We start from the raw sequence: 19538 nt of genomic DNA, 5'->3' as shown, positions 1-19538 counted from the left end.
CACAGGAAACCGAAAGGAATCCGCTGTTAGCGTCGGTGCGGATCCGCTACGGGTCAACGGAAACGGAGGTCCGCATGGGCAACGAGGCCAAGGTCGCACTGGTGACGGGCGCGAGCAGGGGAATCGGCAAAGCCATCGCGATTCACCTGGCGCGCAACGGTTTCGACGTGGCGATCGGCGCGCGTACACGGCAGGAAGGCGAGGCGCGGGAACATTCGCCCACGGTGCGTAAGTCCGACGTCACGCCGCTGCCGGGATCGCTGGAGTCGACCGCGCGGGAGATCGAGAAGGAAGGCCGCCGCGCGCTGGGGGTGTACGTCGATTTGCTGGACCGCACTTCGCTTGGCTCGGCGGTGTCCACTGTGCTCGAACGCTGGGGCGGGATCGACGTCCTGGTGAACAACGGACGCTACATCGGCCCCGGGCACATGGACCGGTTCCTGGACGCGCCGGTCGAGCTCATCGAACGGCAGATCCAGGCGAACGCGATCTCGCCGCTGTACCTGACGCGCCTGGTGCTGCCCTCGATGATCGAGCGGGGCAGCGGGATCGTCCTCAACATCACCTCCGGCTGCGCGGTTTCCGATCCGCCCGCGGCCATCGGCGAAGGTGGCTGGGGCCTCGGCTACGGGATGAGCAAGGCCGCGATCCACCGCCAGGCGGGCATTCTCGCCAAGGAACTGGCCGGCACGGGCGTGCTGTTCTTCAACATCGAACCCGGTCTCATCGGGACCGAGCGGATGGCCATCGACATGGCCTCCTACGGGTTCGACGCCGCGACCATGACCCCGCCGGACGTGATCGGCGCGGTCGCCGCCTGGCTGGTCGGCTCGCCGGACTCCGCGAACCTCAACGGCCAGACCATCGACGGTCAGCAGACCTGCCGCGAACTCGGTCTCCTGCCGGGCTGGCCCGTCGCTTCCTGACGAACTGCGCGCCGCGGCCGGGAAAACGCGGCGAAATATCGGCGGAAATCGAAAACCAAACGAAATAGACCGGCTTCTAGGGTCGGAGCGAACACTGTCTCCGTCCTTATCGGAGGATCGGATCAGCTCGGGAGGACACAAGTGTCTAACGGCAAACGCCGGTTCGCGGCGGTGGGCGCGGCCTGCGCCCTGGTTTCGGTGCTGGCCGGCTGCGGGAGCGGATCCGGTTCGGGCGGTGACTACGTCATCGGCGTCAACGACGTGCTGTCCGGGCCGCTGGCCTCCTACGGCCAGTCTTTCCTGACCCAGGCCAAGGGCGCGGTCACCTACGTCAACAACCACGGCGGCATCAACGGCCACAAGGTGAACCTGGTGACGGCGGATTCGGCCGCGGTCGGGCAGAACGCGTCGGCGGCGGCCCAGCAGCTCGTCAACTCGCAGAACGTGTCGGCGATGCTCGGGTTCACCCTCAGCGACGACTGCAGCGCGGTCTCGTCGATCGCGACCAGCCGGAAGGTGCCGATCATCTGCACCTCGGTCCCGCCCGACGAGCTGACCCCGGTGAAGAAGTACGTGTTCGCCGGCAACGACATCGAGCTGCAGGAGATCCCGGGCACGGTCGCCTTCGCGCAGAACGAGCTGAAACTCGGCCCTGGCACCAGATTCGCGATCCTCGACGCGAACCCGCTCGGGGTGCAGCTGTGGGCGAAGAAGCTCACCGGCGAACTCCAGGCGGCCGGCTTCACCTCGGTGGCGCACGAGACCATCCCGGCCACTTCGGTCAACGGCAGCACGCAGATCGCGAACGTGGTGGCCGCCAACCCGCAGGTGGTGTTCGCCGAACCGGTGGCTTCGCAGTACCTGCCACTGATCCAGGCGCTGCGCGCGGCGGGCAACAACGCGCCGGTCATCGCGGCGCACAACGGGGTCGGCTACACCGGCCTCACCACGATCAAGGACCCGAACCTGTACAGCATCACCACCACCGAGTACCTCCTCGACCCGGCCGCGCCCGCCGGGCAGGGCCAGCAGATCTACGCCGAGGGCATGAGCGCCACCGGCCAGACCACCGCGGCCACCGTGAACAACACGATCGGCGCACCGGGATTCCTCAGCACGTATGCCGTCACCCAGGCGCTCGCGGCGTGCGGTTACCCGTGCAGCGGCGCGAAACTCGCGGACGCGATGGAGTCGCTGAAGATCGACTTCCCGGGCGTGGTGTCCGGCACCTACGGCTGGACGGGTCAGCTGCACTCGCCGTACTCCCAGTTCTACGTCTACGGCTGGGACGCGACGGCGCAGAAACCGAAGATAGCCAAGGAAGGCGTCGTGTCCGGGCCGCTGGCCTGAGCGGGGAGTACCGGTGAACACCGATCTGGCGACGATCGTCGCAAGTGGACTGACGACCGGGTGCATCTACGCCCTCATCGGCGTCGGCTTCGTCGTGGTGTTCCGCGCGACCGGGGTGGTGAGCTTCGCGCAGGGCGCGTTCATGGTGCTCGGCGCGCTGCTGTTCGGCACGCTGAGCCACCTCGGCACCGGGCTCGCGGTGGGACTGGTCGTGGTCTGCGTGGCGCTCGCGGTCGTCGGCGCCCTGATCTACCGGCTGGTGTTCGCCCGGCTGGTGGGCGCCGAGCCGTTCGTGCTGTCGGTGGCCACGGTCGGGCTGGGCACCCTGGTCTCGGCGGTGGCGCTGCTGGTCTGGGGCCCGACGACGATCCTGGTCAGCCCGCAGTTCGATCCGGGCACCCGATATCACGTCGTGGGCGCGCTCAACTTCACGCCACGGGACCTGTTCACCCTGGCGCTCACCGTCGTGGTGTTCGCCGTGGTGCTGCTGGGCCTGCACCGCACGCCGATCGGGTTGCGGATGCGCGCGGTGGCCGGGAATGCCCGCCTCGCCGCGCACGTCGGGGTCGACGTGGTGCGGACCTCGACGGGCGCCTGGGCGATCGGCGGGCTGACCGCGGGTCTCGCGGGTGTGGTCTTCCTGCTGGGCACGCAGCCCGACCCGGGCAGCGTCTACTCACTCGGCCTGGCCGCGTTCCCGGCGATCCTGCTCGGCGGTCTCGACTCGATCGCGGGCAGCCTGCTCGGCGGTGTGCTGATCGGCCTGCTCCAGGCGGCGGTCGGCGTCTATCTCGGAGGAGAGTGGCAGGACGTGGTTTCCTACGGTGTGTTGCTCGCGGTACTTCTGCTGCGGCCACAAGGAATCTTCGGCGGAGCCGAGGTCGCGCGGTTATGAGCACACCACGCGGGCTGGCGCTCGCCGACACCACACCGCCCACGGCGCCGGCCGGGCGTTCGCGCCCGCGCTGGCTGTCCTCCGGCACGGCCGGAACCGTGATCTACGTCGTCGCGGCGCTGGCCATCTTCCTCGGCGGCTCCGACAACCTGCTCTACCAAGGTGTGCTCGTCGCCATCTACGCGATTGTCACCGTGAGCCAGGAATGGCTGTTCGGCCGGGCGGGCCTGGTCTCGCTCGGCCCGGCGGCGATCATGGCCGTCGGCGCGTTCACCACGGCGCGCCTCAGCGCCGAGGGGTGGGGCGTGTTTCCCGTTCCCCTGCTGGTTTCGTTCGTGTTCGGCGGCGTCATCGGCCTGCTGATCGGCATCCCGGGCCTGCGCTTCAGCGGCCTGTATCTCATGCTGACGACCCTGGCGCTGCAGTTCATCGTCAGCTTCGCCGCCCAGCGGTACCAGGGCCTCGACCACCTCGCCGGCTTCAGTGTCGAGCCGCCGCACTGGGGTTCGCTCGACCTGAGCACCCCCCAAGCGCTGTTCGCGATCGCCGCCGTCGTGCTCGGCCTCGTGCTCGCGGGCCTCTATGCCCTCTACCGCGGGGTGCCGGGCCGGATCTGGAACGCGATGCGCCAGGACGAGGCGGCGGCCAGCGTGCTCGGCGTGCACCTGGTGCGCTGGAAGCTCGCGGCGTTCGTGGGCAGTTCCGCGCTGACCGCGGTGGGTGGCTCGCTGTTCGCCTACCAGGCAGGCCAGGTCACCTACGCCGGGTTCTCGCTCGATCTCAGCCTGGCACTGGTCGTGATGGTGTTCATCGGCGGCGTCGGCACCCTGACCGGGCCGGTGCTGGGGGCACTCGTGATCGTGCTGCTGCCACTGGGCGTGAACCAGCTGGCCGGGACGCTGTCCGGATCGGGCGAGCTCGCGTCGTGGCTGACGTTGCACGAAGCGGTGCTCGCGAACGCGATCTACGGGCTGGTGCTGCTGCTGGTGCTGCTGTACGAACGGGACGGCATTTTCGGCCTGCTCCGCCGTCTCGCGCACGCCCTGCTCGCGCTCGGCCGGCGTCTTCGCCCCGCTGGAGAGGGAGGATCCCGGTGACACAGGAGCAACTGAGCCCCACACCCGCGACGCAAGGTGAGCCGCTGCTGGAGGTGCGGAGCCTCGCGGTGAGGTATCCCAATGGCGCCCACGGTGTCCGCGACGTCAGCCTCACCGTGCACCCGGCGGAGATCGTCACCGTGCTCGGCCGCAACGGCGCGGGCAAGACCTCGCTCCTGCGCGGGATCGCCGGATTCCTTTCCAGCGAGCACGTCACCGTGACGGGCCGGGCGACGGTCGCCGGCCATGACCTCACCGGCGTGACCCCGATGCGCAGTTTCCGGCACGGGGTGCTCCTTGTTCCCGAGCGGGACAAGGTGTTCGCGAACCTGACCGTCGAGGAACATCTCCGGCTGGCGACCCGCGGCAAACAGCCCTACACCGAGCCCTGCGCTTTTCCCGCCCTGGACCGGCTTCGCCCCGCGAAGGCCGGTCTGCTCAGCGGCGGCGAACGGCAGATGCTCGCACTGGAAGTGGCCTGGCGCAACGATCCCCGGCTGCTGCTGGTCGACGAAGCGTCGCTCGGGCTCGCGCCGGTCGCGGTGAAGGAACTGATGGAACGGCTTCGCGTCGTGGCGCGTGAGCGCGGGACGGCGCTGATCGCGGTCGAGCAGGACGCGTCGGTCGCCTTACGGCTGGCCGATCGCGCTTACGTGATCAACCACGGAGAGGTGGTCTGGGAAGGGACGAGCGCGCAGACCTCCGCCGCATCGCTCGCACGGGAGTATCTGGGGACCGGCCGATGACCGACGCACTGGTGGTACGCGACCTGACGATCCGCTTCGGCGGGCTGGTCGCGGTGGATTCGATTTCGTTCGCGGTCGCGCCGGGGGAGACGTTCGGCGTGATCGGGCCGAACGGCGCCGGGAAGACCACCCTGCTCAACGCGATCTCCGGGCTGCTGCGCCTGCACGCCGGCACGGTGGAGGTCGAGGGCAGGCCGGTGCACGGGAAGCGCCCCGACCAGCTCGCCCGCCTCGGCGTCGGCCGCAGTTTCCAGGCCGCCGAGGTGTTCAACGACTTCGTGGTGACCGACTACCTCAGCCTCGGCAGGCTGGCGCAGCAGCGGGCCTCGGTGCTGGCGGCCGCGCTGCGGTTTCCCTCCGTCCGCCGGGCGGACCGCGCCGACACCCGGGCCGCCCGCGACCTGCTGGCACGGTTCGACCTCGAAGCCATCGCGGGCGAACGGCTCAAGGAACTTCCTTATGGGCTCAGGAAACTGGTCGACCTGCTGCGTGCCTGGTTCGGGCGGCCGCGCCAGCTGCTGCTGGACGAGCCCACCTCGGGGACGGCCGTCGCGGACCGGCAGCTGCTGCGGCAGATCCTGGACGAGGTGCGGGCCGATGGCGTGAGCATCGTCGTGGTGGACCACGACGTGCAGTTCGTGTCCGACCGGTGCGACCGCCTGCTCGTGATGAACTTCGGCACCGAGCTGGCCACCGGCGACCCGGCCGAGGTGCTCGACCGGGCCGACGTGCGGGCCGCCTACGTGGGGCTCGAAGCCGGCTGAAGCGCCCCGGCCAGGCACTGTCCTATCGCGACGGACAGCAGCTCGTGCCCGGCATCGTCCGGGTGCACCCCGTCCGCGAGATGCTCCGGCCCGAGCAGGTCGCCGCCGGGCAGCAGCGTCAGCCGCCGGTCCTCGGCCCGCAGGCTCCGGGTGGTTTCCTCGATGACGCGGCGCAGCCCGGCCAGTGTGGCGCCGAGCCGGTTCGGCTCGTGCTCCGCGTCCGGCCGGACGATCGGCGAGACCACCACGACAGGCACCGACGGATGCCCCTCGCGCAACACGGTGAGAAAGGCGCGGAAGGTGGCCTCCAGCAACGCGGTGCCGAGCGGGACCCGGCTCCAGCAGTTGGTGCCGAAAGCGACCGTGATGACCTCCGCGGGCGTGGCCGCGATCATCTCGGCGACCGCGAGTTCACCCCGGCCGGCGGCCGCATAGCCGAGGTTGACCGCGTCCAGGCCCAGTTCCCGGCTCGTGCGGGCGACCCAGGACCGGGCCGGTGCGCTCGCCCCCCAGCCCTCGGTGATCGAGTCACCGTAGGCGAGCCAGCGTGGCGCGGGCGGGGCGGGATGCACGGAACCGTCCACACCGGACATGTCGATCACCGTGGGGGACATCGCTTCCGGCAGGTACACGGTGGTGGTGCCCGGTCCGAGCGGCACCCGCGCGACGCCTTCGCCGACGACGGCTTCGACGTCGGCCAGCTGGCTCTGTCCACTCCAGACGGAGAACGAGCTCCCGCCGGCTTCGCCCCGAAGGCCTTGCGGCGGATGCGCTGTGCGGTAAGTGATGTCGGCCAGCCGCGCCGGCCCGGTGAGTTCGAGCCGGACGGTCGCCGGTACCCGCGCGGCGAGGCCGATGTCCACCGGCAGGCGGATGTCGTCGAGGTCGGCACGCGGATACGGCGCGCCGTCGTGTGGCGGCAGGACACAGCCGCGGATGAAGCCGTCGGTCACGCCGGCTGTCCTCCTGGTCTCTCACCGCCGATGCCGGCGGTCACGGATGCCGCCGCGGCGACCAGCACCGCGGCCTGTTCTTCGATCTCGGCGCCGGTCAGCGCCTCGTTCGAGTAAGGAATGGCCAGCGCGAGCGCGACCTGCCCGTCCGCGCCGAACACCGGTGCGGACAGGTTCCCGATGCGGTACCGGGTCTCCGGCTCGAGCTCGGTCACCAGGTACTCGCTCATCATCACCAGATGGAAAGTGTCCGCGCGTTCTCCATTGCGCTGCTGGTCTTCCGGCACGCCGGAGCGGGTCCACATCCGGCGCTCCAGATCGGCGTCGATCGTCATGCCGACGGAATACCCGTGTGCGCGCACCGCCGCGAGCGCCTCGGTGCAGCGCCGGAACTCCTCCGACGTGGACAGGATCCCGAGGTGGTTGAGCCACGCGTTGATCGCGGCTTCGTCGGACCAGGCCGCGAAAACCGTGCCGAACGGGGGCAGGAACGGCAGCCGGTGGCCGACGTCCATCGTGAGGCCCAGCGGCCCGAGACGGCCCGACCTGGCCAGGATCACGATGTCCCCGCCGACCACCGTGCTGGCGACACACTGCCTGCCGAGCGCCTCCGCGAGCCGGCCCATGTGCTCGCGGGCGGCCTCGGTGACCTCGACCTGCCGGTTCGCCGCCGCCGCGCCGATCCGCACCAGCTCCGGGCCGAGCGAATACCGTTTGGTGTCCGGCTGCCGGACCAGGAACTGGGCGCTGGAAAGGGCATTGAGCAGCGAATGGGCCGTCGAGACGTTGAGATCGAGCCGCTGGCAGATCTCGGACAGGGTGAACGAGACGTCAGGGTGCCGGCTCAGCAGCGACAGCACCTTGACGACACGCTCTACCGAAGGCGCGGGCCGGGGCGTGGTTCCTCCTCACGTCGCGGTGAGCCGGGGACGCTCACTGAAAGGCGTAACGGCACGTTACACCGCCGTCGACGACCAGTGTCTGACCGGAAACGTTGCCGCTGAGGTCGCTCACCAGGAACAACAGGGCGGCCGCGATGTCCGCGGGCTTGTTCAGCCGACCCGTCGGGATCAGCGATTCGTGCTGCGCCCGCCGCTCCGGCGTCAGGCCCGCGGAGATCCGCGGGGTCAGTGTCGCGCCGGGCGCCACGGCGTTGACCCGGATACCCAGCGGCCCGTACTCCACCGCGGCCGTGCGCACCAGCGACATGAGGCCGGCTTTCGCCGCGCCGTAGGCCGGATGGTTCGGCGCGGCCGCGAGCCCGGAGATCGAGGCCACGAAGGCCATCGCGCCGCCACCGGTCGCCGCCATCGCGCGGGCGCCGGTCTGCATCGCGAGGAACGCGTGCCGCAGGCAGATGTCGAACTCGAAGTCCCAGGTCTCGTCGTCGAGGTCGATCAGGTCCCCCCAGCGCGCCAGGCCGACGATGTCGACGATGCCGTCCAGCTTGCCGAATTCGGCGATTGTGGAGTCCACGACCGACTGAACGTTCTCGCGTTTGGTCACGTCGGTCGCGACAGCGGTGCCGGACACCTCCTTGGCGATGTCCTCGGCGAGCTCGGGATCCTGGTCCACACAAAGGACCCTGGCGCCCGCCCCGGCGAGCGCGTGCGCGGCCTGGCGGCCCATGCCCTGCCCCGCACCGATCACGATGAACCCGCGGCCGTCGAGGCGGAGCAGCCCGCCGTAGTCGGGGACCGGGGTGTCGTCCGTGCGGGTCATGACGCGAGCTTCCGCGCGCGCTCGGCGCTGTAGGCCCCGACCTCGGGCAGCACTTCCTTGCCCAGCAGGTCGATCGACTGCATGATCGACTCGTGGCCCAGGTGACCGAACTGCTTGTAGCAGATCAGTTCGTCGACGCCGATGTCCACGTAGCGCTTCATCTTCTCGATACACTGCTCCGGCGTGCCCACGATGATCATGTCGGCGTCGTTGAAAACCTTGGGGTCGAACCCTTCCTCACGTGAGCGCCGCAGTTCCGGGAAGGCTTTTTCCTGATCTTCCGGGGAAAGGTGGGGGAGTTCCCATTCGAGGGTGAACTCGGCGAGGTTCTGGTACCACCACAGCACGGATTCCCAGATCCCGGCCTCCTCGGCCTCGGTCATCGTCGGGGCGCAGTGCACGAGGGTGTAGGAGGCGATCTTGTTCTGCGTCACCCTGGTGATCGGCTCCGGGTTCGCCGCCGCCGCGCGGTACTGGTCGACCTGCTTCTTCAGTTCTTCCAGCGGTTTGAGGGTCGTGAACGAAAGCAGGCCGAGGCCGGACTTCCCGGCGATCGCCGCGCTGTCGTTGCTGTTGGCCGCCATCCAGCACGGCGGATGCGGGTCCTGGTAAGGCTTCGGGGTGACCATCCGGCGCGGGAAGTCGAGGTACTTGCCGTGGTACTCGAAGTACTCGTCCTCCCACATCCGCACTACCGCGTCGACGGCTTCACGCCACTGCTCCCGGCTCTCCTCCCGGTCGACGCCGAAGGCCGTCTGCTCCATCGGCGTGGAACGCCCGGTGCCCCATTCGATCCGGCCCCGGGAAAGGATGTCCGCGGTGGCCACCTTTTCCGCGACCCGCATCGGCGGGGTGAAGGGATGGGGCATCAGCGCGACGCCGAACCCGAGCCGGATGCGCTCGGTCACCTGGGACAGCGCGCCGATCAGCACCTCGGGCGCGGGGCAGTGCGACCGGCCCTCCCGGAAGTGGTGCTCGACGTGCCAGCTGGTGTGGAACCCGCGCTGGTCGGCCAGTTTGATCTGTTCGATCGCTTCGCGGTAGGCCCGTTGCTCGGTTTGCCGCTGCCCGTACGGGTGCGCCTGCGGCCAGGGCTTCGGTGCGTCGATTTCGTACAGCAGATCCAGTTCCACGACAACTCCCTTGGTATCGCCGGTCCGAATTCATTCCAGCGCTTTTTGCAGTATTAAGTCAAGTTTTGATTTGACAAAAACAAATGGGGCGGCTTACCGTACCCGTGCACCGGTAGAACCACACCGTCCATCGCAGTACGGTCCGAAGGGACTCCACGGTGATCACCCACAGCGCTCCTCTGTCCACATCGGACATTCCAGCCGCCCGCGGGCTCGGCGGGATCGGCACGCCGGCCGAACTTCTCCGTACGGTGACCCTCGACGGCGTCGTGCTGCTCGTCTCGCCAGGTCCATCCCCGTTCGCCACGGGACTGAAAACGTTGTGCGAGAACGAAAAATGGCCGGTCGTGGAGGCCTCGACCTGCGACGGGGCGTCGTGGGCCGCGTCCGCCCGCAAAACTTCGCTGATCGTGGTCACCGGCGGTGACCCGGCCTTCGTACTGGCCGCGGTGAAGGCGGTCCGCCGGGTGACCAGTTCGGTGCTCGCGGTGGTGGCCGCGCTGAACAGCCGCGACCGGATGCGGGCACTGGGCGCGGGCGCGGACCTCGCGCTGCCCGCCGGCCTCGACCCCGGCGAGCTCCGGTTCCACCTCGTCGCGCTGGTCCGCCGCGCCTCGGACACCTGGGAGCCGCAGGTGCGGTATCTCCAGTCGGGCGCGCTGGTGGTCGACCTGTGGGCGCGGGAATGCGCGCTGGGGGACCGGCCCGTGCACCTTTCGCCCACGGAGTACCAGCTGCTGCTGTTCCTCATGCGCCACCCCCGGCAGGCGCTGCCGACGAGCAAGATCATCCAGCGCGTCTGGCGCTCGCGCGCCTACCAGGGGCAGGTCAACGCGGCCCGGATCGCGGTCTCCCGGCTGCGCGCGAAACTCGGGCACGGTGCCGACGGCGCGCCGATCATCCGCTCCGTGCGCGGCGTCGGTTACGAGTTCCCCGGCCCGGTGCTCGAATTCGGTGACGGCGGTGCCGGGTCGCCGGGCACGGATCTGGGCAATCTCAAGCTTTCCGCCGTGGTACTGCGGGTCGCGGACGTGCTGGCGACCCGCCCGTTCCCGGAGGCCGCGCAGTTCTGCGTCGACGCGGTGGTCGCCGCGACCGGCGGCGACGCGGGCGCGATCTTCCGCAAGACCAGCCGGAACATCGTGCTGTGCGCGGAAAACGGCCATCCCGAGGAGTTCCGCGCCTTCATGAGCCGGGGTGTCCCGGTCCGCAGCCGGTACGTGGTGCACGCGCTCGAGGAGGCCCAGCCGACCCAGATCGACGACATCACCAGGCTGGCCAGGATGTCCGAGGCGGTGAAGATCATGGCGGCACACGGTTTCTCTAGCTATTTCTACGTTCCGCTGCTCGCCGGCGGACGCACCTGGGGCGGGCTGCGGCTCGCCAGCCGCGGCAGGCGGCCGCTCGATCCCGCGATGACCACGTTCTGTTCCGCCGTCGGTGCGATGCTTTCGCTGAAACTGCCGGACCCGGACGAGATCTCCTTCCCGGCGGCCGCCGCCGGATGACCCCGCATCGACAGGATTCGGAAAGACTCCCGGGGATACCGTCGTTGTCATGGCACTGAACGAGATCGACCTGAGCGAGGAGCAGTTCGGGCGGTCGGTGCCGTTCGGCACCTTCGCGCGACTGCGCGCCACAGCACCTGTCCGGTGGTACGAGCCGGATCGCTGCTGGGTTGTCACGTCCTACCGCGACGTCGAACGGATCAACCGTGACCCCAAGGTGTTCTCGAGCGCGGGCGGGCCGATCCCGCCCGGCGACCCCGGCCACCCCGAGCTCCCGATCATGCTCGCCGACGATCCGCCGGTGCACACCGGTTACCGCCGCCTCGTCGCCGCGTACTGGACGCCGCGCGCCGTCGCCCGCCACCGGCAACTGATCCACGACGTGGTCGGCGAGGTCGTCCGTGAGTTCCGGGAAAAGGGCGGCGGTGACTTCGTCGCGGAGGTGGCGGGTCCGATCCCGTTCCGGATCATCGCCGCACTCGTCGGAATCCCACCGGAGGACGCGCCGCTGCTGTGGCGGTGGACCAACACCCTGATGCCGAGCAAGGATCCGGACTACCGCGCGGACGCGGACGCGCCGGCGCGGGCGAGCCGGGAGCTCGACGACTACTTCGGACAGCTGCTCGCCGAACACCGGCGCTCACCGCGCGAGGATCTCACCGACGCGGTACTCGCGGCCGGCCGGGACGGGAATCCGTTGACGGAACGGGAAATGCGCGATTTTCTCGCGCTGTTCCTGACCGGCGGGAACGAGACGACCCGGCATCTGCTCTCGCACACGGCCGCCGCGCTGATCGAGAATCCCGGCGAATGCCGGCGGCTCGTCAGCGGTGCGGTCCCGGTCGCCGCCGCGGTCGAGGAAATGCTGCGGATGTCCACGCCGGTCATGCACCATTCCCGGTGGGCGGTCGAAGACGCCGTCGTGGCGGACACGAAGATCGCCGCCGGTGACCGCGTGACGTTGTGGATGATCTCCGCGAACCACGACGAGCGGGTCTTCGACCGCCCGGATCGGCTCGACCTCGGCCGGAACCCGAACCCGCACATCTCCTTCGGCGGCGGCGGGCCGCACTTCTGCCTCGGTGTGCACCTGGCGCGGCTAGAGGCGTCGATCGCGTTCGAAGCACTGAAACCGGTTTTCGGCACCCTCGAAGCCGCCGGGCCGGTGGAACGCGTCTGGACGAACTTCTTCAACGGCATCAAGCGGATGCCGGTGACACTCGGCTGAGCCGCCGCCGTCATTGCGCGCAGGACGTTGCCATGACTAAGATCTGACACAGTGTGTACTTGGAGGTGCCGATGACGTCCGAGCCCGACGTGCTGGTCCTGGGCAGTGGCGCGGCGGGCCTGACGGCCGCCTTCACCGCCGCCGCGCACGGCGCCTCCGTCGCGGTGTTCGAGAAGGCCGGCCTGCTCGGCGGCACCTCCGCCTGGTCGGGCGGGCACGTGTGGATCCCGGTCAACCCGCACCAGCACGAGGTCGGCGTCCAGGACAGCGAAGAAGATGCCTTCGCCTACCTGATGTCGCTCTCGCGCGGACTGCTCGACGAGGACATGGTGCGCACGTTCCTGCGCGCGGGCCCGGAGATGGTCCGCTTTCTCGACGACAAGGCGGGCACGGAGTTCTTCGTGGCCGAGGGCTTCCCGGACTACCACCCGGAGCACCCCGGCGGAAAACCCGGCGGCGGCCGCACCATCGAGACGCCACTGTTCCCTTTCGACGAGCTGGGCGAGTGGGCGGACCGGGTGTCGCCTTCTCCTTACCTGCCACCACATCTGGCGATGCGTGAGGCGCCGCTCGGCTCCGCCGTTCCGCAGCCTCCTCCGGCGGAGGAGGTCGCGCGGCGGCAGATCCGCAACGAGCGGGGGATGGGCCAGGGCCTCGTCGGCCGGTTGCTCAAGGCATGTCTCGCACTGGGCGTCACGCTCGCCACGGACCATCGCGCCACCGAGCTGATCCTCACCGACGGCGTTGTCACGGGCGCGGTTTTCGCCACGCCCGGCGGGACGCGGGAGGTGCGCGCCCGGCGCGGCGTCGTCCTGGCCACCGGCGGGTTCGAGTGGAACGAGGACTACAAGAAGACGTTCCTGCGCGGGCCGCTCACCCACCCGGTCACCATGCCCACCAGCGAAGGTGACGGCCTGCGCATCGCACTGAAAGCCGGGGCCGCGCTGGGCAACATGCGCGAGGCGTGGTGGTCGCCGGTCGCGGTCCTGCCCGAGGGCCTGAACCCGATGAACCGGCAGATGCTCAACGCCGACCGGACCCGGCCGCGGTCGATCATCGTCAACCGGCGCGGTGTCCGGTTCACCAACGAGGCCGCCAACTACAACGCCTTCGGCGGCGCCTTCCACGCCGAGGACGTCACGCGCTTCGACTACGCGAACCTGCCGTGCTGGCTGATCTTCGACCACGAGTACCTCCGCCGCTACGGCACGGTGGGCCAGTACCCGCCCAGCGACGAGGCGCCGCCGTGGCTGACCACCGCGCCGTCGCTGCCGAAGCTGGCCGAGGTGCTCGGCATCCCCGCCGGCGCGCTGACCGAGACCGTCGAGCGCTGGAACCGGCAGGTCGCCGAAGGCAGGGACCCCGAGTTCCGGCGCGGCGAGAGCGCGCACGACCTGTGGTGGGGCGATCCGTACCGCAAGGGCAGCATCGAAGCGACCCTCGGCCCGCTCGACGCACCGCCGTTCTACGCTGTGGAGCTGAAAAGCGGTTCGCTGGGCACCAAGGGCGGGCCGCGCACCGACACCGACGCGCGCGTGCTCGACCTCGACGGCGAGCCGATTCCCGGGCTGTACGCGGCGGGGAACGTGATGGCCTCACCGTTCGGGATGACCTACGGCGGCGCCGGCGGCACCCTGGCGCCCGCGATGACGTTCGGCTACCTCGCCGGCCGCCACATCGCCACGCGGTAGGCCACCGGCTCAGTCGCGAACCGGCGCCACCGGGCGCGCGACCGTGGTGGGGCCGCTGCCGTCGTCTGTCCACAATGCACCGGTGTACGCCAGCAACCGGTCCAGATCCTGGATGAGCGTCTCACTTTCGGCCGCGCTCAGCCCGGTGAACGCCGGTGCCATCGCGACATCCGTCGCCCGCTCCGCCGCCTCCCAGTCCGGGATCCGCTCCGGCTCCGGGGCCGGTTCCGGCCAGCCGAACAGGGTGGCGATCCACGGGGTCCGGATCGACACCGCCTCCCGCGGGGAGACCCCGGCGGCCAGCACGGCACAACCGTGCAGGGCACCCCGAAGCTCCCGCAGGGCATAGAGATTGTGGATCACCCGGGCGCCAGGATGATCCGGCGGCGTGGCGCCCGCACGCCAGCCGGCGAAGATCGGGGCACCCGCCGGGCTCGCCGCGCGGACACACCGCGCCAGGAGTCCGTCGAGCCGGTCCAGCGAGGGACCGGCGGGCAGGTTTTCCCTTCCCCACGACCAGATCTCGCTCTGCCAGTGCCGTACCGCGCCGGCCAGGGTGGTGGTGGCCCGCGCCTTCTCCCAGGCGCGGGCCACCCTGCCCGGTTCCATCCAGACGAACGCGGCCGCGATCGTCTCCGGCCCGACATCGCCCAGTGCGCCGCCCCGGGCGAGTACGTAGAACGCTTGCGCGGGGACGCCGACCGTGTCCGGCGCCGCGGCCTGCACCGCCGCCATCGGCAGCGCGGGGATCTTGAACACCGGCCCGGCCGTACGGGCCGCGACGGTGACGGGGTCGATGCCCGGCATGGCTGCTCCTGTCAGTCGATGACGCCGACGACGGTACCGACGGCGTAGTCCTCGTCGACCTGCCCGATGATGCGCAGCGTGCCGGCCGCGGGGGCCTCGATGTCGGTCTCGGTCTTGTCCGTGGCCAGCGTGTAGACGGCCTGGCCCTCGGCGACCGCGGCGCCGTCCTCGGCCAGCCAGGTGGTGATGCTGCCCTCGGTCATGGTCACCCCGAGCTGCGGGATGCGTAGTTCGTGACTCACTGCGGGGAATCCTTGCTATTTCAGGGCCGCCCGGATGGCGGCCTCGATCTTGGGTGGGCCGGGCAGGTACGCCTCTTCCAGTGATTTGGCGTACGGCACCGGGGTGTCGGGCCCGGCGACCCGGGCGATCGGTGCCGCCAGCTCGCCGAACAGCTCGCTGTAGATCGTCGCCGCCAGCTCGGCGCCGAACCCGGCCCGGCGGCCGGCCTCGTGCACGACGATCGCGCGTTTCGTCCTGCCGACCGACCCGAGGATGGTGGCGGTGTCCAGCGGCTGGAGGGTGCGCAGGTCCACGACCTCGACGCCGATCCCCTCCGTGGCAAGACCTTCCGCCACGGCGAGACAGTCGCTCACCTGGCGCCCGTAGGTGAGCACCGTGACGTCCGACCCCGCCCGCGCGATGCCGGCCTTGCCGAGGGGCACCCGGTAGTCGCCTTCGGGAACGTCCCCTTTGGACGCGAAATAGAGCCCGGTCATCTCGACGAACACGCAGGGATCCTCGTCGAAGATGCAGGACAGCAGCAGGCCCTTGGCATCGGCGGGGTTGCTCGGCACGACCACCTTCAGCCCGGCCGCGTGCACGAGCTGCGCTTCGAGCATGTCCGAGTGCTGCGCCCCGAACCCGCCGCCGGTGCCGGTCGCGGTGCGCACGGTCAGTGGCACCGGGGTGCGGCCCCCGGACATGTAGCGCAGTTTCGCCGCGTGGTTGACCAGCTGGTCCATGCACACGTTGATGAAGTTCATCAGCATGATCTCGGCGACGGGCCGCATCCCGGAGATCGCCGCACCGATCGCGGCGCCCATGATGGCCTGTTCGGAGATCGGGGTCAGCCGGACCCGGTCCGCGCCGTGCTTGGTCCCGAGTCCTTTGTGGATCCCGAAACCGCCACCGCCGGGCTCCTGGATGTCCTCGCCGAGCGCGAAAACGCTTTCGTCGGCCGACAGGGCGACATCGAGTGCCTCGTTGATCGCCTGGACGAAACCGAGCCGTCGCGTGGTCATGCCGCCACCGCCTTCGCATAGACGTCCGTGGTGAGCTCGTCGGGGCTGGGCAGCGGGGCGGCCATGGCGAAGTCGCAGGCGTCCTGCACCTCCGCGGCGGCGGCCCGGTCGAGTTCGTCGAGGTCTTCGGCGGCCACTCCGCGGGAGGACAGGTCCGCGCGCAACCGCGGCAGCGGGTCGGCCTCGATCGCGGCGGCGAGCTCTTCCTTGGGCATGTACACCTGCTGGTCGCCGATGATGTGCCCGCAGAACCGGAACGTCATCGCCTCCAGCAGCGTCGGCCCGCCACCGGCGCGCGCCCGCGCGACGGCATCCCCCGCGGCGCGGTACATCTCCACCGGGTCGTTACCGTCCACTGTGTACCCGGGCATGGAATAGCTCGCGGCCCGTTCGGCGACCCGCGCGACCGTGGTGCCCTCCCGCAGCGGGGTGTACTCGGCATACCGGTTGTTCTGGCAGACGAAGATCACCGGCAGCTGCCACAGCGAGGCGAGGTTGAGCGCCTCGTGGAAGGCGCCGATGTTCGAGGCACCGTCCCCGAAGTTGACGACGGTGACCTGGTCGGTGCCCCGCAGCCGCGCGGACAGCCCCAGCCCGTTGGCGATGGGCAGCCCGGAGCCGACGACCCCGGTGGTGACCATCAGCCCGTGTTCCGGTGCGGTGACGTGCATCGGTCCGCCCTTGCCCCGGCAGCTCCCGGCGGCCTTGCCGACGTACTCGGCCCACAGCTCGCGCAGCGGGACACCCTTGGCGACCTGGTCGTGCAGCCCGCGGTAGGTGGTCACCAGGTAGTCGTCGCGCCGCAGGTGCCGCGCGATGGCGGAAGGCACGATCTCCTGTCCCCGCGGGGAGTAGTACATCCCGACGATGTGCCCGCTGGCCATCAGCGAACGGTACTTCTCGTCGAACAGCTTGATCCTGGTCGCCGTCCGGTAGATCTCCAGCAGGGTCTCCCGATCGGGCTCAGGAGTCGGCGGGGTCATGGGAACTCCTCGGTTCGGTGGGTTTCGCGCCCTTTTTTTCGATCGTCATCGCGCCGGTGACGGTCAGCCGGCAGGCGAGACGGGTGTCGCGGGAGCTCCACTGCCGCCGCCTGCCGGTGATCTGGCGCAGCACGCCGCGTTCGGTTTCGCCGATCGGCCCGGCGTGCTGGTGGCCCTCGCGGACCAGCAGCGCGCACGCCGTGCAGCGGGCCTGTCCATAACAGATCGTCGGCCAGCTCACGCCCGCCCGGAAAGCCGCGGACAGCACGGTCTCCCCGGGCAGGACGGTGAGCTCGAACCCGGCGGGCTCGACGCGGACCTCGGCCACTACCGCGCCAGGTATTCGTCGATGGTCCGGTGGTTGTTGACGATCATCGCCTCGTAGCTCTCCGAGAGCACCAGCTCGTCGCTGCCCTGGGTGCGCAGGCCTTGTTGCTGGGCAAGGATGTTGTAGAAGTCCTCCTTGAGGATCTGCGGCCAGTCGTCCACCGGGATGGGGCCCTCCAGCTCCGGCTGGCCCGGCTCGTCGCCCTCGGCCGGGATCTGCACCGCCCACACCTCGAAGATGCAGGATTCGGGGTTGTCGCCGTTGGGCCGGACCCGGTAGATGATCGAGTTCCCGTAGGCGGGCAGCACGGTGATGTTGGGGAAGATGTGCCCGTAGCCGCTGGTGTTCTGGGCGGGCGGCGGCAACGCGATACCCGCACCCGCGGCGTAGTCGTAGAGCGCCTGGAAGAAGGCGGCCGGGAACTGTTCGGGCTCGATGTCGCGCTCGAGCAGCCCCTGCTGGATGAACATCTCGCGTTCGGTGGCATAGGCGTCGGTGCCGAAGTACAGCGCGTTGTTGTACTGCACGAAGTACTCCGCCGCGGACATGCCCTGTACCGGGACCTTCATTTCGCTCAGCGGCAGCGAATGCGCGTGCCCGCCCGGGAAACACTCGAACTCACCGGCGAAGGAGTCGACGTCGAAGTCCTCATCGGACATACCCATCGCCAGCGACGGGTGCGCCTGCATGACGTGGTAGGCCTCCATGAAGGCCTCCTGGGCGATCTTCCAGTTCGCGGGCAGCACGACGTGCCGCCACCAGCGCACCCGCATCCGCTCGAAACCGATGGGGGCCAAGGCTTCCGCGATGCCCGCCATCGCCTCGTGCAGCGGCGGCGCCGCGGGGTCCATGTTGATGAACACCATCCCGAACAGGGTGCCCACCTGGCATTCCCGCAGTTTCAGGAAGTCCGCGTCGAGGCAGCCCGGCTTGAACCCGCGCTGGGCGTACACGTAGGAGTTGCTGCCGTCGAGGTTCCACCGCCAGCCGTGGTACGGGCACACGATCTGCCCGCCGTGGAAGGTGCCGCTGCCCACGCCGAGCGCGGTGGCCCGGTGCCGGCAGGCGTTGAAGTACGCCTTGACGCTGTCTTCACTCTCCCGCACCACCAGGATCGACTGGTCGCCGATCTTGTACTCGGTGAAGTCGCCGGGGCGGGGGATCTCTTCGAGCCGGCAGGCCATCTGCCAGACGTGTGGCCAGAGTTTTTCCTTCTCCAGCCGGGAAAATTCGGGGGACACGTACCGCTGCGACGGCACCCGGCCCGGGTCGGTGATCCGGAACGGCACCCCGCTCGTGTCGGTTCCGGGCTGGACCGGTCGTGGTTCGGCTTGCGTTGTCAAGCCGCCACCTCCTTGTGGCATGCGAAGACAGCAGAACTAACTGATCGATTAGTTACTTTAGACGCGACTGTCAGAAGCGGTCAATACCAAGGATTTTCTGTCAGGTCAGGGCGCGCGGAACAGGGTGCCGGACACCAGTGCACCGACCGTGTCGATGGCGGCGCGGTGCCGCTCGGGGGCGGCCGTGGCCGAGAGGTAGCGCAAACCCCAGGTCAGTGAGGTGAACGTGTCGACGAGACCGTCGCGGTCGACGCCGTCGGCCAGCTCGCCGGCCCGCACGGCCTCGTCGATCAGCCGCAGGTAGATCTTCTCCTCGGCTTCGCGCCCGGCGTTGAGGACCGGGGTGAACTCGGGTCGTTTGCCGGATTCGAGGTAGACCGTGGCCACGAACCGGGTGAGCGCCGGATGGTCCTTGACGATGGCCAGCGCCTCGTCCAGCAGGGCGGTGAACCGTTGCCGCAGCGTGCCTTCCGGGTGGGTCGCCTCGTCCAGTCGGGCGACGACCTCGTCCACCGACGCGGTCAGCACCGCCAGCACCAGCTCCTGTTTCGAGCGGAAGTAGTGGTAGATCGCGGCACTGGTCAGGCCCGCCCGCTCGGCGATGGACTTCATCGTCGCGTGCGCGTAGCCGGCGTCGGCGACGTCGGCCATCGCCGCTTCCATGATGCGCCGGCGGGTGTGCTCGCCGTCCGCGCCCAGCGGCCTGCCGATCGGCGACGGTCCTGACATTCGCGCTACCGAACCTTTCGTTTCCGTTTCGGTCGATTCTCGCACGCCGGGTGCCGGGGGTAGCGTCGGCGCTCGCGCGTGCGCTCCGCAT

At 69.6% G+C, this 19538-nt stretch carries 19 protein-coding genes and 1 pseudogene; 9 read left to right on the top strand and 11 right to left on the bottom strand.

Features of this window, described 5'->3' with window-relative positions:
- Positions 1-74 precede the first annotated feature (74 nt).
- From VHD82_RS02570 to VHD82_RS02545, 6 genes are all read left to right on the top strand, one after another.
- The gene (locus VHD82_RS02570; RefSeq protein WP_325696534.1) at positions 75-926 is read left to right on the top strand and encodes an SDR family oxidoreductase; all 852 of its coding nucleotides are present in this window, start codon (positions 75-77) and stop codon (positions 924-926) included.
- A 141-nt stretch (positions 927-1067) separates the two neighbouring features.
- Positions 1068-2276: an ABC transporter substrate-binding protein gene (locus VHD82_RS02565; RefSeq protein WP_325696532.1), complete on the top strand. Its 1209-nt coding sequence runs from the start codon at positions 1068-1070 to the stop codon at positions 2274-2276.
- 13 nt (positions 2277-2289) lie between these two features.
- A complete protein-coding gene (locus VHD82_RS02560; protein WP_325696530.1) occupies positions 2290-3171 on the top strand; it encodes a branched-chain amino acid ABC transporter permease in 882 nt (293 codons plus the stop codon).
- Positions 3168-4268 carry a branched-chain amino acid ABC transporter permease gene (locus tag VHD82_RS02555; RefSeq protein ID WP_325696528.1) on the top strand — a complete coding sequence of 367 codons (1101 nt, stop codon included), beginning with the start codon at positions 3168-3170 and terminating at the stop codon, positions 4266-4268. Before VHD82_RS02560 ends, VHD82_RS02555 begins: the two co-directional genes overlap by 4 nt.
- Positions 4265-5014 carry an ABC transporter ATP-binding protein gene (locus VHD82_RS02550; protein ID WP_325696526.1) on the top strand — a complete coding sequence of 250 codons (750 nt, stop codon included), beginning with the start codon at positions 4265-4267 and terminating at the stop codon, positions 5012-5014. Before VHD82_RS02555 ends, VHD82_RS02550 begins: the two co-directional genes overlap by 4 nt.
- A complete protein-coding gene (locus VHD82_RS02545; protein WP_325696524.1) occupies positions 5011-5778 on the top strand; it encodes an ABC transporter ATP-binding protein in 768 nt (255 codons plus the stop codon). The genes VHD82_RS02550 and VHD82_RS02545 overlap by 4 nt, the downstream gene beginning before the upstream one ends.
- Here the strand turns inward: VHD82_RS02545 and VHD82_RS02540 are convergent.
- The 4 genes and pseudogenes from VHD82_RS02540 to VHD82_RS02525 all read right to left on the bottom strand — a co-directional run bounded on the left by VHD82_RS02540 (position 5754) and on the right by VHD82_RS02525 (position 9586).
- Positions 5754-6731, bottom strand: coding sequence for a GDSL-type esterase/lipase family protein (locus VHD82_RS02540; protein WP_325696522.1), 978 nt, complete (start codon positions 6729-6731; stop codon positions 5754-5756). The two genes, VHD82_RS02545 and VHD82_RS02540, sit on opposite strands and share 25 nt — an antisense overlap.
- A pseudogene (locus VHD82_RS02535) lies at positions 6728-7600 on the bottom strand (IclR family transcriptional regulator); the annotation flags it as partial. The pseudogene VHD82_RS02535 and the gene VHD82_RS02540, both read right to left, overlap by 4 nt.
- Before the next feature lie 64 nt (positions 7601-7664).
- Positions 7665-8453 carry an SDR family oxidoreductase gene (locus VHD82_RS02530; protein WP_325696520.1) on the bottom strand — a complete coding sequence of 263 codons (789 nt, stop codon included), beginning with the start codon at positions 8451-8453 and terminating at the stop codon, positions 7665-7667.
- Entirely contained in the window at positions 8450-9586 is a 1137-nt protein-coding gene (locus VHD82_RS02525; protein ID WP_325696518.1) for an LLM class flavin-dependent oxidoreductase, read from the bottom strand. Before VHD82_RS02525 ends, VHD82_RS02530 begins: the two co-directional genes overlap by 4 nt.
- 158 nt (positions 9587-9744) lie before the next feature.
- On the opposite strand from VHD82_RS02525, the gene VHD82_RS02520 reads away from it, so the two are divergent.
- The 3 genes from VHD82_RS02520 to VHD82_RS02510 all read left to right on the top strand — a co-directional run bounded on the left by VHD82_RS02520 (position 9745) and on the right by VHD82_RS02510 (position 14013).
- The gene (locus VHD82_RS02520; protein ID WP_325696516.1) at positions 9745-11094 is read left to right on the top strand and encodes a winged helix-turn-helix domain-containing protein; all 1350 of its coding nucleotides are present in this window, start codon (positions 9745-9747) and stop codon (positions 11092-11094) included.
- Between the two features lie 49 nt (positions 11095-11143).
- Positions 11144-12322, top strand: coding sequence for a cytochrome P450 (locus VHD82_RS02515; protein ID WP_325696514.1), 1179 nt, complete (start codon positions 11144-11146; stop codon positions 12320-12322).
- Positions 12323-12393: 71 nt separating this feature from the next.
- Positions 12394-14013 (top strand): FAD-dependent oxidoreductase, encoded by a 1620-nt coding sequence (locus VHD82_RS02510; RefSeq protein WP_325696512.1) that lies wholly within the window; start codon positions 12394-12396, stop codon positions 14011-14013.
- A 9-nt stretch (positions 14014-14022) separates the two neighbouring features.
- Here the strand turns inward: VHD82_RS02510 and VHD82_RS02505 are convergent, their stop codons facing one another.
- From VHD82_RS02505 to VHD82_RS02475, 7 genes are all read right to left on the bottom strand, one after another.
- The gene (locus tag VHD82_RS02505) at positions 14023-14820 is read right to left on the bottom strand and encodes a helix-turn-helix domain-containing protein (protein WP_325696510.1); all 798 of its coding nucleotides are present in this window, start codon (positions 14818-14820) and stop codon (positions 14023-14025) included.
- A gap of 11 nt (positions 14821-14831) precedes the next feature.
- Complete coding sequence (locus VHD82_RS02500) at positions 14832-15062, bottom strand: lipoyl domain-containing protein (protein WP_325696509.1); 231 nt, start codon at positions 15060-15062, stop codon at positions 14832-14834.
- A 15-nt stretch (positions 15063-15077) separates the two neighbouring features.
- On the bottom strand, positions 15078-16064 hold the full coding sequence (locus VHD82_RS02495; protein ID WP_325696507.1) for an alpha-ketoacid dehydrogenase subunit beta: 987 nt from the start codon (positions 16062-16064) through the stop codon (positions 15078-15080).
- Positions 16061-17047: a thiamine pyrophosphate-dependent dehydrogenase E1 component subunit alpha gene (locus tag VHD82_RS02490; RefSeq protein WP_325696505.1), complete on the bottom strand. Its 987-nt coding sequence runs from the start codon at positions 17045-17047 to the stop codon at positions 16061-16063. Before VHD82_RS02490 ends, VHD82_RS02495 begins: the two co-directional genes overlap by 4 nt.
- The gene (locus VHD82_RS02485; protein WP_325696503.1) at positions 17028-17375 is read right to left on the bottom strand and encodes a 2Fe-2S iron-sulfur cluster binding domain-containing protein; all 348 of its coding nucleotides are present in this window, start codon (positions 17373-17375) and stop codon (positions 17028-17030) included. The genes VHD82_RS02490 and VHD82_RS02485 overlap by 20 nt, the downstream gene beginning before the upstream one ends.
- The gene (locus VHD82_RS02480; protein WP_325696501.1) at positions 17375-18718 is read right to left on the bottom strand and encodes an aromatic ring-hydroxylating dioxygenase subunit alpha; all 1344 of its coding nucleotides are present in this window, start codon (positions 18716-18718) and stop codon (positions 17375-17377) included. Before VHD82_RS02480 ends, VHD82_RS02485 begins: the two co-directional genes overlap by 1 nt.
- Before the next feature lie 105 nt (positions 18719-18823).
- Positions 18824-19447 carry a TetR/AcrR family transcriptional regulator gene (locus tag VHD82_RS02475; protein ID WP_325696499.1) on the bottom strand — a complete coding sequence of 208 codons (624 nt, stop codon included), beginning with the start codon at positions 19445-19447 and terminating at the stop codon, positions 18824-18826.
- Between the last annotated feature and the right edge of the window lie 91 nt (positions 19448-19538).

Source organism: Amycolatopsis sp. (assembly GCF_035546795.1).
Classification (GTDB): domain Bacteria; phylum Actinomycetota; class Actinomycetes; order Mycobacteriales; family Pseudonocardiaceae; genus Amycolatopsis_E.
This window is presented reverse-complemented; position numbering and strand designations above follow the sequence as displayed.

Coding starts and splice junctions, on each gene's coding strand:
- VHD82_RS02510 (WP_325696512.1), top strand. CDS start 12,394: ATGACGTCCGAGCCCGACGTGCTGGTCCTGGGCAGTGGCGCGGCGGGC.
- VHD82_RS02530 (WP_325696520.1), bottom strand. CDS start 8,453: ATGACCCGCACGGACGACACCCCGGTCCCCGACTACGGCGGGCTGCTC.
- VHD82_RS02515 (WP_325696514.1), top strand. CDS start 11,144: ATGGCACTGAACGAGATCGACCTGAGCGAGGAGCAGTTCGGGCGGTCG.
- VHD82_RS02495 (WP_325696507.1), bottom strand. CDS start 16,064: ATGACCACGCGACGGCTCGGTTTCGTCCAGGCGATCAACGAGGCACTC.
- VHD82_RS02555 (WP_325696528.1), top strand. CDS start 3,168: ATGAGCACACCACGCGGGCTGGCGCTCGCCGACACCACACCGCCCACG.
- VHD82_RS02545 (WP_325696524.1), top strand. CDS start 5,011: ATGACCGACGCACTGGTGGTACGCGACCTGACGATCCGCTTCGGCGGG.
- VHD82_RS02570 (WP_325696534.1), top strand. CDS start 75: ATGGGCAACGAGGCCAAGGTCGCACTGGTGACGGGCGCGAGCAGGGGA.
- VHD82_RS02490 (WP_325696505.1), bottom strand. CDS start 17,047: ATGACCCCGCCGACTCCTGAGCCCGATCGGGAGACCCTGCTGGAGATC.
- VHD82_RS02475 (WP_325696499.1), bottom strand. CDS start 19,447: ATGTCAGGACCGTCGCCGATCGGCAGGCCGCTGGGCGCGGACGGCGAG.
- VHD82_RS02505 (WP_325696510.1), bottom strand. CDS start 14,820: ATGCCGGGCATCGACCCCGTCACCGTCGCGGCCCGTACGGCCGGGCCG.